Source organism: Nocardioides sp. P4_G10, assembly GCF_056401175.1.
The window spans coordinates 1-12,139 of record NZ_JBFUJV010000028.1 but is presented as its reverse complement, the minus strand read 5'-3'; the positions used below and the strand labels follow the sequence as shown (position 1 = coordinate 12,139).

Here is a 12,139-nt window from a genome sequence, read left to right as displayed (position 1 = left end):
CACGTCCATGTGGCAGCCGGAGCCGGGATGGCAGCGCCTCCCGGGCGCAGGTCCGGCCACCGTCGGCGTCTGGTCGGCCACCCACCACGGCCACGACGTCGTCGTCAAACGGTTGCGCCGCCCCGAGCCGCAGGACGCGCCCGGCGTGCTCGTCCCGGGGGACGTCAACTACTGGCGCCGTGCTGCCGACGTCGCGCTCAGCGGGGTGGTCTCCGGCGCGCCCGGCCTGCGGGAGGCGCCCGTCGTGCGCGTCGACGAGGACGACGAGGGCATCACCCTGGTCCACGAACGGGTCGAGAACGACGACCCGCCGGGGCTGTGGCTCGCCGCCTGCCTCGGACGCTTCGCCGCGGTCGACCTCGGGGAGCACCCGTGGCTGGCGCGCGACCAGCTGCGCAGCCGGCTCCGCCTCGTCGAGCGGCGCGGTGGCTGGCGCACCCTCGCCCGCACGCCCATGGCCGACATCGCCGACCACCTGTGGACGCGCCGCGAGGCGTGGCTGGACCTCTGTGACGCCCTCCCACAGGTGGCCCAGCACGGTGACCCGTCGGCCGCCAACATCCCGGGTCGGCACGAGCACGGCGCCGTCGCGATCGACTGGGCCCACCTCGGGCGGGGACCGGTCGGCGCCGACCTCGGCTACCTGTCACTGGCGACCCGCGAGGACGTCGAGCCCCTGGTGGAGGCGTACGTCGCCGCGCTGCCCGTCGGGCTCGCGAGCCCCGAGGACGTGGTGACCGGTGCGCGCGTGATGGCCGTCTACACCGCGCTGACCCGGCTCGACTGGGCGCTGGCCCGGGTCGCGGACGGCGAGGGCGCGCTGGCCGGCAAGTTCCGCCACCCGAGCGTGGCGCCGTACATCCGCTCCATGCAGCGCCAGGTCGGTCAGATCGAGGCGCTCCTCAGCGACCGCTGACCGACACGTCAGAGCGACACGTCAGAGCGAGGAGGCCGAGAAGGTGTCGCACGCCTGGAGGGTGCCCTCCTGGTAGCCGCGGGTGAACCACGCCATCCGCTGCTCCGACGAGCCGTGGGTCCAGCCCTCGGGGTCGACGCCCTGGCCGGACTTCTGCTGGATCCGGTCGTCGCCGACGGCCTTCGCCGAGTCCAGCGCCTCGGTGATGTCACCCTCGTCGAGGTCGGTCAGGATGCCGTCGCCGTCGCTGGCGTCGCGGGTCCACATGCCGGCGTAGCAGTCGGCCTGCAGCTCGAGGCGCACGGCGTCGGAGTCGGCGCCCTTCTGGGTCCGGACCTGGCCCATCGTGCCCATCAGGTTCTGGATGTGGTGGCCGTACTCGTGGCCGAGGACGTAGGGCTCGACGAAGTCGCCGCCCTGGCCGCCGAGCTGTCCCTCGAGGACGTCGGCGAAGAAGGTCGTGTCGAGGTAGATCTGCTGGTCGGGCGGGCAGTAGAACGGGCCCACCTGGGACGACGCCTGGCCGCATCCCGTCTGCACGGCGCCGGCGAAGGTCTCGATGTTGGCCGGGGTGAACTCGGTGCCGGCCTGCTCGGGCAGCGCCTTCGCCCAGTACTGCTCGAGCGACAGCGCCACGGCCTTGCGGGCGCAGTCGGCGTCGGTGTTGGCGTCGGCGCCCGACGTGCAGTTGGCGTAGCGCTCGTCCCCGGTGTCGATGCCGTCCGGCTGGCCCTGTGCCTGGCCCTGCGTGCTGGTGCCGCCACCGCCCGACGACCCGAGGCCGGTGCACTGCGTGAGCACGACGAACAGGATGATGATCAGGATGCCGCCGATGCCGCCGCCGGCCCGCGTGCCGCCGGGCATGGGGATCCGCATCCCACCGCCGCCCATGCCGCCCCCGCCGCCGCCGCCCGCGTCGCGCACACGACCCTTGCTGATGTCGGCCTTCGGGTTGAACCGCATGGGAGTGCCTTTCGGGGGGTTGTGACGACGTCGTGGAGCCTTGGCGCACAGTAACCCCTGCGTCGCCGATGGGGCTCCCGCCTCCACCCCTTCGTAGGATGTCGCCCGAGATGATCACCGCCCAGAAGCTCGAGGTCAGAGCCGGCGCGCGGCTCCTCATGGAGGACGTCACCTTCCGCATCGCCGCAGGCGACAAGGTCGGCCTCGTGGGGCGCAACGGTGCCGGCAAGACGACCCTCACCCGCATCCTCGCCGGCGAGGGGACCCCGGCCGACGGCCAGGTCCTCCGTAGCGGCGAGGTCGGCTACCTGCCGCAGGACCCCCGGGTGGGCGATCCCGAGGTCATCGCCCGCGACCGGATCCTGTCGGCGCGCGGCCTCGACGACGTCGTACGCCGCCTGCGTGAGGCGGAGGTCGAGATGGCCGACGAGGACCCGAAGATCCACGAGCGCGGCATGAAGCGGTGGACGCGCGCCGACGCCGAGCTCCACGCCGGTGGCGGGTACGCCGCCGAGTCCGAGGCCGCGCAGATGGCTGCCGCCCTCGGGATCGAGGAGCGCATCCTCGCCCAGCCGATCGGCACCCTGTCCGGTGGCCAGCGACGCCGCGTCGAGCTCGCCCGCATCCTGTTCTCGGGCGCGGAGATCATGCTGCTGGACGAGCCCACCAACCACCTCGACGCCGACTCGATCGTGTGGCTGCGCGACTTCCTCAAGGCGCACCGCGGCGGCTTCGTGGTCATCAGCCACGACAACGCGCTGCTCGAGGCGACGGTCAACAAGGTCTTCCACCTCGACGCCAACCGCGCCGTCATCGACGTCTACAACATGGGCTGGCACAACTACCTGACCCAGCGCGAGGACGACGAGAAGCGCCGCAAGCGCGAGCGGATGAACGCCGAGAACAAGGCCAAGGTGCTCACCGACCAGGCCAACAAGATGCGCGCCAAGGCGACCAAGGCACAGGCCGCGCAGTCGATGCTCAAGCGCGCCGAGAAGATGATGGCCGGCATCGAGGGCGAGCGCGCGGCCGACAAGGTCGCCCAGATCGCGTTCCCCGAGCCCGCGCCCTGCGGCAAGACGCCGCTCATGGGCTCCGAGCTGTCCAAGTCGTACGGCTCGCTCGAGGTCTTCACCGCCGTCGACCTCGCGATCGACCGGGGGAGCCGCGTGGTCATCCTCGGCCTCAACGGCGCCGGCAAGACGACGATGCTGCGGATCCTCGCCGGCGTCGACCAGCCCGACACCGGCGAGGTCGTGCCGGGCTACGGCCTCAAGATGGGCTACTACGCCCAGGAGCACGAGACGCTCGACGTCAACCGGACCGTGCTGGAGAACATGCACTCCGCGGCGCCCGAGCTCACCGACACCCAGGCGCGCTCGGTGCTCGGGTCGTTCCTGTTCTCCGGCGACGACGCCCACAAGCCGGCCGGCGTGCTGTCCGGTGGCGAGAAGACCCGGCTCGCCCTCGCGATCCTCGTCGTCTCGAGCGCCAACGTGCTGCTGCTCGACGAGCCCACCAACAACCTCGACCCTGCCTCCCGCGAGGAGGTGCTCCACGCGATCCGCAGCTACACCGGCGCGATCATCCTCGTCACCCACGACGAGGGCGCGGTGCGGGCCCTCGACCCCGACCGGGTGCTGCTGCTGCCCGACGGTGACGAGGACCTGTGGAACGACGACTACGCCGACCTGGTGTCCCTCGCCTGAGGGTTACTCACGAGTAGTAACCTGCTCGGCATGACTCCCGAAGAGCTCGACGCGGTCGGCCTCCGCCTCGACGTGGACGGCGCCGTCGCCACGATCACCCTGGACCGTCCCGAGGTGCGCAACGCGCAGACCCCGGCGATGTGGCTGGCGCTCGGCGAGCTCGGCGCCTCGCTGCCCGACGACGTGCGCATCGTGGTGGTGACGGGGGAGGGCGACACCTTCTCGGCCGGCCTCGACCGCGCGATGCTCGACCCGGCCAACGCGGGCGAGGGCACGGTGCTCGGGCTGCTGGCGCTGAGCGACGAGGACGCCTCGGCCCGGATCGAGGAGTTCCAGCGCGGCTTCACGTGGCTGCGCGACCCGCGCTTCGTCTCCATCGCCAAGGTGCGCGGCCACGCGATCGGTGCCGGCTTCCAGCTGGCCCTGTCGTGCGACCTCCGCGTGGTCGCCGACGACGCAAAGTTCTCCATGAAGGAGTCGGCCCTCGGCCTGGTGCCCGACCTCACCGGCACCAAGCCGCTGGTCGAGCACGTCGGCTACGCCCGGGCGCTGGAGATCTGCGCCACTGCGCGCGTGGTGCCCGGGGAGGAGGCCGCGCGGATTGGTCTCGCCACGACCTGCGTGTCGGCGGCCGGGCTCGACGCCGCCGTCGCCGACCTGGCCGCCGCGCTGATCGCGCCGATGCCGGGTGTCGTCACCGAGACCAAGACGCTCCTTCAGGGCGCAGGCGACCGCGACCTCGACGAGCAGCGGCGCCTGGAGCGGGAGGCGCAGGTACGCCGGTTCCGCGCGCTCGCCGCCGCCTTCGCGGGCTGATCGCTCGACGGCGCCGACGCGGGTGTCGGGGCCGCGAGGAACAATGAGGACCCGCCGGTAGTTCACGGTGGTGGACCTCAGGAGGAGTGGGCATGTCGATGGGACCGGGCGCAGGTGGCCCGCCGTGGCGACACCTGCGCAGTGACCGGAGCGTCGTCGACAACAAGATCGAGCGGCGCACGCTGCGCCGGGTGCTCGGTTTCGCGCGCCCGCACCGTCGGCTGATCGAGGCGTTCCTGGCGGTGACGGTGGTCGACGCGGCGCTCGTCGTGGTGCCGCCCCTGCTCCTTAAGGCGATCATCGACGACGCCGTGAGCACGGGTGACACGGCGCTGGTCATCTGGCTCGCCGTGCTGGTGGCGGTGGTGGCGGTCGTCGACGCCGGCTTCGGGCTGATCACCGGCTGGCTGTCGAGCCGCATCGGTGAGGGTCTGATCTACGACCTCCGCACCCGCGTCTTCGCCCACGTGCAGCGGCAGTCGCTCGCCTTCTTCACCCGCACCCAGACCGGCGCGCTCGTCAGCCGCCTCAACAACGACGTCATCGGCGCGCAGCGGGCGTTCACCTCCACGCTGCAGGGCACCGTCTCCAACATCATCGCCGCGGTCGTCGTGGGCGTGACGATGCTCTTCCTCAGCTGGCCGGTCACGCTGCTGTGCGTCGCGCTCTTCCCGATCCTGCTGCTCGCCTCACGCATCGTGGGCGACCGCCTGGCGAGCCTGTCGCGCCAGCAGATGGACGGCAACGCAGACCTCGGCAACGCCATGACCGAGCGGTTCAACGTCGGCGGCGCGATGCTCCTCAAGCTCTTCGGGCGACGCGAGGCCGAGGATGTCGCCTACGCCGAGAAGGCCGCTGTCGTGCGCGACCTCGGCATCCGGATCTCCCTGCTCACCCGCATCTTCTTCGCCGCGATGACGCTCGTGCCGTCGCTCGCGACCGCGCTCGTCTACGGCATCGGCGGCTGGCTGGCCATCCGCGGGGACCTGTCCGTCGGCACCATCGTCGCCCTCGGCGTCCTGCTGACCCGGCTGCTCGGCCCGCTGCAGGGCCTCTCCAACGTCCGCATCGACGTGATGACCGCGCTCGTCAGCTTCGACCGGGTCTTCGAGGTCCTCGACCTGCCGTCCCTCATCGAGGAGAAGCCCGACGCCGTCGTCCTGGCGCCGTCGGCCTCCCGCCTCGAGTTCGACCACGTCGCGTTCACCTACCCGCGCGCCGACGAGATCTCCCTCGCCTCGCTCGAGACCGTGGCCCGCACCGAGTCGCGTGACACCGGGCAGGTGCTGCACGAGGTCACCTTCACCGCCGCGCCCGGCCAGATGGTCGCGCTCGTCGGCCCGTCGGGAGCCGGCAAGACCACGGTCACGCACCTCGTCGCCCGCCTCTACGACGTCGAGTCCGGCGCGGTGCGGGTCGGCGGCCACGACGTCCGCGACGTCACCCTCCAGTCGCTGGAGGACGTCGTCGGCTACGTCACCCAGGACGCGCACATGTTCCACGACACGATCCGCGCCAACCTGCTCTACGCCCGTCCCACGGCGTCCGAGGCCGACGTCTGGGCCGCCCTCGAGGCCGCGCAGATCGCGGCGCTGGTGCGGTCGCTGCCCGACGGCCTCGACACGGTCGTGGGCGACCGGGGCTACCGGCTCAGCGGGGGAGAGCGGCAGCGGCTCGCGATCGCCCGCCTCCTGCTCAAGGCGCCGGCCATCGTCGTGCTCGACGAGGCCACCGCCCACCTCGACAGCGAGTCCGAGGCCGCGGTCCAGCAGGCGCTCGACGCCGCGCTCGAGGGACGTACGTCGCTGGTGATCGCGCACCGGCTCTCCACCGTCCGCAACGCCGACCTCATCCTCGTCCTCGACGACGGCCGCGTCGTGCAGCAGGGCACCCACGCCGAGCTGCTCGCCGCCGGCGGGCTCTACGCCACGCTCCACGCGACCCAGTTCCGTGCGGAGCGGTCCGAGGTCGTCCCCGGCTGACCTCACGGGCTGTGGTCGTGGGTCTCGATACGCCCTCTCGCGACCTCGCAGGCTCGGTCGCGGGGCTACTCGACCTCCCTCGCCACGCCGCGAGCTCCTCCGTCGCTCGCAGCTAGGCTCCTGAGATGGACCTGCAGCTGACCGATCGAGTCTTCATCGTCACCGGCGGGGCCCGCGGGCTCGGTCGGGCGACCGCCGACGTGCTGGTGGCCGAGGGGGCCCGGGTCGTGCTGTCCGGGCGCTCGCAGGAGTCGCTCGACGAGGCCAGTGCGGCGCTCGACGAGGTCGCCGGGCGCCGGGCGGCGGTCGGCGTGGTGGCGGACAACGCAGATCGCGAGACCCCGGGGCGGCTGCTCACTGCGGCGGAGGAGGCGTTCGGCCGCGTCGACGGCGCCCTGATCAGCGTCGGCGGGCCGCCGAAGGGACCGGTGACGGGGATCTCCGACGACCAGTGGAGTGCGGCCTTCGAGTCCGTCTTCCTCGGCGCCGTACGCCTCGCACGCGAGCTCGGCACCGCGCTGCGCGAGGGGGGATCCCTGGGCCTCGTGCTGTCCTCGAGCGTGCGCGCGCCGCTGCCGGAGATGGCGATCTCCAACGGCCTGCGTCCCGGTCTCGCGATGGTTGCCAAGACCCTGGCCGACGAGCTGGGCCCGCGGGGCGTGCGGGTCAACGGGCTCCTGCCCGGCCGGATCGCCACCGAACGGGTCGCGGAGCTGGACGACTCGACCGGCGACCCGGAGGCGGCGCGCCGGGCCGCGGAGGCGTCGATCCCGCTGCGTCGCTACGGCAAGCCGCAGGAGTTCGGCGCGGTCGCCGCCTTCGTGCTGTCGCCGGCGGCGTCATTCCTGACGGGCGTGATGCTCCCGGTCGACGGCGGACTCCTCCGCGCCCTCTGAGTCGCTGCCCGATTCCGACCCTGAGTCCAGCCGCTCGCGCCACGTACGACGTCGCGGCCGTGCCGGCTCTGCCTTGCCGGTGCGCGTCGGCTCGGGTGCCGGGGCGTCCTGGTTGCCCCACGGGCCCCGGCCGCCGCGCCACTCGTCGTAGATCAGGTAGAAGAAGCCGAAGATCGCCAGGGCGCCGAAGAACCACCACTGGAGCCCGTAGAAGAAGTGCGGCCCGTTGTCGAGCTCGGGAAGCTCGACCGGTTGCAGCGGCGTCGCGGGCTCGGGCGACTCCGAGCGCAGGTCGACCCAGCCGCCGAGCACCTCGCGGTCCAGCGCCTCGCCGATGCGCGCGCTGTCGACCGCACGGGTGGACTGGTCGGTGACGTCGGTGCTGTCGCCCTCGGCGTCACGGCGTACCCAGCCGGTGACGTCGACCTCCCCGTCCGGCGGTGCGGGCACGTCGGCGGTCGTCGCTCCACGGTTGTCGGTGGCGAACCAGCCACGGTCGACCAGCAGGCTCGTGCCGTCGTCGAGCTCGAGGGGGACCACCACGTCGACGCCGGCGGCACCGTCGCGGGTGCGGTAGCGGACGACCACGGTGTCCTCGACGGCGTACGTCCCCGTGGCCTCGACGATGCGCCACTCGTCGGCCGCGGCGACCGCCCGGCCGGGGGCCAGCACGTCGGCGACGGGGTCGGCGCCGGCCTTCTCGTTGCGCTGGATGATCTCGTTGCGTTCCTGCCGGTCGGCGAGCCGGTGGAACTGCCACTCACCGAGCCGCCACGCGACCCACGCCAGGAAGACGACCACGAGCGCGAAGGCGATCCAGCGGCGTGAGACCAGGAACCGCAGCTTGTGCACCCGGCGAGGTTATCCGCCCGGTCCTGAGCATCCGGCGGGCGGTGCGGCCCCCGTCGGTAGACTTGTGATCGTGATGACACCCCTGGCGGACCGCTTCGGCCGCGTGGCCACGGACCTGCGGGTCTCGCTGACCGACCGGTGCAACCTGCGATGCAACTACTGCATGCCGGCCGAGGGCCTCGACTGGCTGCCCACCGACCAGACGCTGACCGATGACGAGGTCGTGCGGCTGATCACGATCGGCGTGGAGCGGCTCGGCGTCCGGGAGGTGCGGTTCACCGGTGGCGAGCCGCTCCTGCGCCGCGGGCTGGTGGACATCGTGGGACGCACGCACGCACTCGGTGTCGAGACGTCGCTCACCACCAACGCCCTCGGGCTCTCGCGGACCGCGCAGGCCCTCGCCGACGCCGGCCTCGACCGGATCAACGCCAGCATCGACTCGGTGCGACCGGAGACCTTCGCGACCATCACGCGCCGAGACCGCCTCAAGGACGTGGTCGCCGGGCTCGAGGCCGCCAAGGCGGCGGGGCTCGGTCCGATCAAGCTCAACGCGGTGCTGCTGCGCGGCACCAACGACGACCAGGCCGCCGAGCTGCTGCACTGGGCTGTCGAGCACCACTACGAGCTGCGCTTCATCGAGCAGATGCCCCTCGATGCCCAGCACGACTGGAGCCGCACCGAGATGGTGACCGCCGACGAGATCTACGCACAGCTCACTGCCGAGTTCACCCTCACGCCCCACGGCGAGCCCCGCGGCAGCGCGCCGGCCGAGCTCTTCGACGTCGACGGCGGGCCGGCGACGGTCGGCATCATCGCCTCGGTCACCCGCCCGTTCTGCGGCGACTGCGACCGCGTCCGGCTCACCGCCGACGGCCAGGTCCGCAACTGCCTGTTCGCCCGCGAGGAGTCCGACCTCCGCACGGCGCTGCGCTCCGGCGCGGAGGACGAGGAGATCGCCGAGCGGTGGGTCATCGCCATGCTCGGCAAGCGCGCCGGCCACGGCATCGACGACGAGACCTTCCTCCAACCCGACCGCCCGATGTCCGCCATCGGCGGCTAGGCCTACGTCAGTCCGCGGGAGCGTGCGGGACGACGTCCTTCAGGAACCCGCGGGCACCGAGGAAGTCCGAGAGCGAGGCCCGGTGCTCGTCGCAGGCGAGCCAGGACTTCCGGCGCTCGGGGGTGTGGATCTTCGGGTTGTTCCACCGGAGGTCCCACACGGCCTCGGCCTGGCAGCCCTTGGCCGAGCAGATGTCACGGTCGAGCTCCATCGGCGTCCTTCCGCAGGGGCCTCCGCGCCGCGCGGGGGCGGCCGTACGCATGAGAAGTGCCGGACAGCCACGGGGGGAAGCTGTCCGGCACCTCGATGCTGACGCAGACGGGGGATGCTGCGCTCGCGTGAAGGATCATTCCATGGGACTGGGTGAAAACCAAACTTTCGACACCCCGGTGTCGTGTCGTTTTTCCTCAGTCTTCACCGTCGTGTGCCGTCAGTTCGTGGGCACCGGCGTTGGTCGGCAGGCTGAATCCGTCGTCCCGCTGATCGTTGGCATTCGCCATGACCACCGCGAAGAGCGGAAGGAAGACGGCGGCGGCGACCAGGATCCACCGCAGGACGCCCGGACCGACCGCGACCGCGCCCACGAAGCACACCAGCCTGATCGTCATCGAGATGGCGTAGCGGCGCTGGCGCGACCGCATGTCTTCTGCGGCGCTGTTGCGAGCCGTGGTGATGCGCACGGCATCGGACTTGGCCATGCTCGAAGTCTACGCCGCTAGGCTCGCAGAACCACGGGCCGGTGACGGTCCGCGCAGCCGTCGACCAGGAGGCATCATGACCAACCGCACCTATCGCGTCACGGAGATCGTCGGCACCTCGCCCGACGGCATCGACCAGGCGATCCGCAACGGCATCGAGCGCGCCGGCCAGACCCTGCGCCACATCGACTGGTTCGAGGTCACCCAGGTCCGCGGCCAGGCCAAGGACGGGGTCGTCGAGCACTTCCAGGTCGGCATGAAGGTCGGCTTCCGCCTCGAGGACGAGTGACCGTTCGCCGCGGATCTCGAGACGCGTCGCCCAGCCCCTCGCTCCGCTCGGATCTGGGCCGAGCACTCCTCGATCTCCCGCCGTGCTCGACACCCTCGCTTCGCTCGGGTGTCGCGGCGTGATTCCGGATACCCCCCGGTAATCACTAGCGTCGGGGAGCGTGAGCGAGATTCCTGGATCCAGCACCCCGACCGAGCCTCGATCGGTCCTGGTGACCGGTGGCAACCGCGGCATCGGCCGCGCGATCGCCGAGGCGTTCATCGCCCAGGGCGACAAGGTCGCGGTCACCACCCGCAACGGCGGCGCCCCCGAGGGCGCGCTCGACGTGCGCTGCGACATCACCGACGCCGACCAGGTCGAGGCAGCCTTCAAGCAGGTCGAGGAGGCGCACGGCCCGGTCGAGGTGCTCGTCGCCAACGCCGGGATCACCAAGGACACCCTGCTGCTCCGGATGAGCGAGGACGACTGGTCCTCGGTCATCGACACCAATCTCACCGGAACGTTCCGGCTGACCAAGCGCGCCGCCAAGGGCATGCTGCGCCTGCGGCGCGGCCGGATCATCCTCATCTCCTCGGTCGTCGGGCTGCTCGGCTCGGCCGGCCAGGTCAACTACGCCGCCTCCAAGTCCGGGCTCGTCGGCCTGGCGCGCTCGCTGGCCCGCGAGCTCGGCAGCCGGTCGATCACCACCAACGTCGTCGCGCCGGGCTTCGTGGAGACCGACATGACCGACGTGCTCACCGACGAGCAGAAGAGCGCCATCAAGACACAGGTCCCGCTGGGCCGCTACGCCTCGACAGCCGAGGTGGCCTCGGCGGTCACCTGGCTCGCCTCCGACGGCGCGTCCTACGTCACCGGCGCCGTGATCCCGGTCGACGGCGGCCTCGGCATGGGCCACTGATCCTTCCTCCCGCGAGACACGAGCACTGACGAAAGGTCCAACGACATGGGAATCCTCGACGGCAAGCGCATCCTCGTCGCCGGCGTCACGATGGACAGCTCCATCGGCTTCGCGACCGCCAAGGTCGCGCAGGAGCAGGGCGCCACGGTGCTGATCTCCAACTTCGGCCGCGCGCTCGGCATCACCAGGCGCATCGCGAAGCGGCTGCCGAAGGAGGCGCCCGTGCTCGAGCTCGACGTGACCGACGAGGACCACCTCGCGGGTCTCGCCGACCAGGTCCGGGAGCACGTCGACGGCCTGGACGGCGTCGTCCACTCCATCGCGTACGGCAACCCGGAGACGCTGCTCGGCGGCAAGTTCATGAGCGGTCCGTGGGACGACGTCGCGCAGGCCGTGCAGGTGTCGGCGTACTCCCTCAAGTCGCTGGCCGTTGCCACCAAGCCGCTGCTCTCGCCGGGCTCGTCGATCGTCGGGCTGACCTTCGACGCCACCATCGCGTGGCCGGCGTACGACTGGATGGGCGTCGCGAAGGCGGCGCTGGAGAACACCTCCCGCTATCTCGCCCGCGACCTCGGTCCCGACGGCATCCGCTGCAACCTGGTCTCGGCCGGTCCCCTGAAGACCCTCGCCGCCAAGGCGATCCCGGGGTTCGAGGACCTCGAGTCGGCGTGGAAGGACCGCGCGCCCCTCGGGTGGAACGAGTCCGACCACACGCCGACCGCGCAGGCCGTCGTGGCGCTGCTCAGCGACTTCTTCCCGGCGACCACCGGCGAGATCGTGCACGTCGACGGTGGCTTCCACGCGATGGGTCTCTGAGGTCCGATAGTTTCCCCGCGTGACCTCTCTCGTCGAGCTGCGCGTCCTCGAAGGCCCCAACCTCTACTTCCCGCGCGCCGCGGTGAAGCTGACGCTCGACGTCTCGACGATCACCGAGGCCGGCGAGGAGGCCGTGCTGCGGTTCGCCCGCCGCATCGGCCTGCGCACGACCAGACCGGGCGCGCCCGGCTCGGGCTTCCGGCAACGGTTCGCCCTGCGGGCGGTCGAGCGGCTGGTCCGCGCC

The 12,139-nt window shown here is 71.7% G+C and carries 13 protein-coding genes and 1 pseudogene; 10 read left to right on the top strand and 4 right to left on the bottom strand.

What is annotated here, in order from left to right:
- Positions 1–7: 7 nt before the first annotated feature.
- Positions 8–916 (top strand): phosphotransferase, encoded by a 909-nt coding sequence (locus AC1DP1_RS20980; protein ID WP_477508488.1) that lies wholly within the window; start codon positions 8–10, stop codon positions 914–916.
- Between the two features lie 21 nt (positions 917–937).
- Here AC1DP1_RS20980 and ypfJ read toward each other — a convergent pair whose 3' ends face one another.
- Positions 938–1,879: a KPN_02809 family neutral zinc metallopeptidase gene (ypfJ, locus tag AC1DP1_RS20975; protein WP_477508487.1), complete on the bottom strand. Its 942-nt coding sequence runs from the start codon at positions 1,877–1,879 to the stop codon at positions 938–940.
- A 110-nt stretch (positions 1,880–1,989) separates the two neighbouring features.
- On the opposite strand from ypfJ, the gene AC1DP1_RS20970 reads away from it, so the two are divergent.
- The 4 genes from AC1DP1_RS20970 (at position 1,990) to AC1DP1_RS20955 (ending at position 7,282) form a co-directional block, all read left to right on the top strand.
- On the top strand, positions 1,990–3,588 hold the full coding sequence (locus AC1DP1_RS20970; protein ID WP_477508486.1) for an ABC-F family ATP-binding cassette domain-containing protein: 1,599 nt from the start codon (positions 1,990–1,992) through the stop codon (positions 3,586–3,588).
- Between the two features lie 30 nt (positions 3,589–3,618).
- Entirely contained in the window at positions 3,619–4,404 is a 786-nt protein-coding gene (locus AC1DP1_RS20965; protein WP_477508485.1) for an enoyl-CoA hydratase/isomerase family protein, read from the top strand.
- 92 nt (positions 4,405–4,496) lie between these two features.
- Positions 4,497–6,386 carry an ABC transporter ATP-binding protein gene (locus AC1DP1_RS20960; RefSeq protein WP_477508484.1) on the top strand — a complete coding sequence of 630 codons (1,890 nt, stop codon included), beginning with the start codon at positions 4,497–4,499 and terminating at the stop codon, positions 6,384–6,386.
- Between the two features lie 125 nt (positions 6,387–6,511).
- Positions 6,512–7,282, top strand: coding sequence for an SDR family oxidoreductase (locus AC1DP1_RS20955; RefSeq protein ID WP_477508483.1), 771 nt, complete (start codon positions 6,512–6,514; stop codon positions 7,280–7,282).
- On the opposite strand, the gene AC1DP1_RS20950 is transcribed toward AC1DP1_RS20955, so the two are convergent.
- Positions 7,226–8,134, bottom strand: coding sequence for an SURF1 family cytochrome oxidase biogenesis protein (locus AC1DP1_RS20950; protein WP_477508482.1), 909 nt, complete (start codon positions 8,132–8,134; stop codon positions 7,226–7,228). The two genes, AC1DP1_RS20955 and AC1DP1_RS20950, sit on opposite strands and share 57 nt — an antisense overlap.
- Before the next feature lie 73 nt (positions 8,135–8,207).
- Here AC1DP1_RS20950 and moaA point away from each other — a divergent pair, with 73 nt between their 5' ends.
- Entirely contained in the window at positions 8,208–9,194 is a 987-nt protein-coding gene (moaA, locus tag AC1DP1_RS20945) for a GTP 3',8-cyclase MoaA (RefSeq protein ID WP_477508514.1), read from the top strand.
- A 7-nt stretch (positions 9,195–9,201) separates the two neighbouring features.
- Here moaA and AC1DP1_RS20940 read toward each other — a convergent pair whose 3' ends face one another.
- Both AC1DP1_RS20940 and AC1DP1_RS20935 read right to left on the bottom strand, forming a co-directional pair.
- Entirely contained in the window at positions 9,202–9,405 is a 204-nt protein-coding gene (locus AC1DP1_RS20940; RefSeq protein WP_477508481.1) for an acetone carboxylase, read from the bottom strand.
- 196 nt (positions 9,406–9,601) lie between these two features.
- Positions 9,602–9,892, bottom strand: a complete 291-nt coding sequence (locus AC1DP1_RS20935) for a DUF3099 domain-containing protein (protein ID WP_477508480.1) — start codon at positions 9,890–9,892, stop codon at positions 9,602–9,604.
- Between the two features lie 76 nt (positions 9,893–9,968).
- On the opposite strand from AC1DP1_RS20935, the gene AC1DP1_RS20930 reads away from it, so the two are divergent.
- The 4 genes and pseudogenes from AC1DP1_RS20930 to AC1DP1_RS20915 all read left to right on the top strand — a co-directional run.
- Positions 9,969–10,181, top strand: coding sequence for a dodecin (locus AC1DP1_RS20930; RefSeq protein WP_191197183.1), 213 nt, complete (start codon positions 9,969–9,971; stop codon positions 10,179–10,181).
- A gap of 169 nt (positions 10,182–10,350) precedes the next feature.
- On the top strand, positions 10,351–11,079 hold the full coding sequence (fabG, locus tag AC1DP1_RS20925) for a 3-oxoacyl-[acyl-carrier-protein] reductase (protein ID WP_300048491.1): 729 nt from the start codon (positions 10,351–10,353) through the stop codon (positions 11,077–11,079).
- 45 nt (positions 11,080–11,124) lie between these two features.
- The gene (gene fabI, locus AC1DP1_RS20920; protein WP_477508479.1) at positions 11,125–11,895 is read left to right on the top strand and encodes an enoyl-ACP reductase FabI; all 771 of its coding nucleotides are present in this window, start codon (positions 11,125–11,127) and stop codon (positions 11,893–11,895) included.
- Between the two features lie 19 nt (positions 11,896–11,914).
- A pseudogene (locus tag AC1DP1_RS20915) lies at positions 11,915–12,139 on the top strand (Mur ligase); the annotation flags it as partial.

Excerpts from the sequence above, each read along its gene's own strand:
- ypfJ (WP_477508487.1), bottom strand. The coding sequence starts at position 1,879 with ATGCGGTTCAACCCGAAGGCCGACATCAGCAAGGGTCGTGTGCGCGAC.
- fabI (WP_477508479.1), top strand. The coding sequence starts at position 11,125 with ATGGGAATCCTCGACGGCAAGCGCATCCTCGTCGCCGGCGTCACGATG.
- AC1DP1_RS20980 (WP_477508488.1), top strand. The coding sequence starts at position 8 with ATGTGGCAGCCGGAGCCGGGATGGCAGCGCCTCCCGGGCGCAGGTCCG.
- moaA (WP_477508514.1), top strand. The coding sequence starts at position 8,208 with ATGACACCCCTGGCGGACCGCTTCGGCCGCGTGGCCACGGACCTGCGG.
- AC1DP1_RS20940 (WP_477508481.1), bottom strand. The coding sequence starts at position 9,405 with ATGGAGCTCGACCGTGACATCTGCTCGGCCAAGGGCTGCCAGGCCGAG.
- AC1DP1_RS20970 (WP_477508486.1), top strand. The coding sequence starts at position 1,990 with ATGATCACCGCCCAGAAGCTCGAGGTCAGAGCCGGCGCGCGGCTCCTC.
- AC1DP1_RS20960 (WP_477508484.1), top strand. The coding sequence starts at position 4,497 with ATGTCGATGGGACCGGGCGCAGGTGGCCCGCCGTGGCGACACCTGCGC.
- AC1DP1_RS20930 (WP_191197183.1), top strand. The coding sequence starts at position 9,969 with ATGACCAACCGCACCTATCGCGTCACGGAGATCGTCGGCACCTCGCCC.
- AC1DP1_RS20955 (WP_477508483.1), top strand. The coding sequence starts at position 6,512 with ATGGACCTGCAGCTGACCGATCGAGTCTTCATCGTCACCGGCGGGGCC.
- AC1DP1_RS20965 (WP_477508485.1), top strand. The coding sequence starts at position 3,619 with ATGACTCCCGAAGAGCTCGACGCGGTCGGCCTCCGCCTCGACGTGGAC.
- AC1DP1_RS20935 (WP_477508480.1), bottom strand. The coding sequence starts at position 9,892 with ATGGCCAAGTCCGATGCCGTGCGCATCACCACGGCTCGCAACAGCGCC.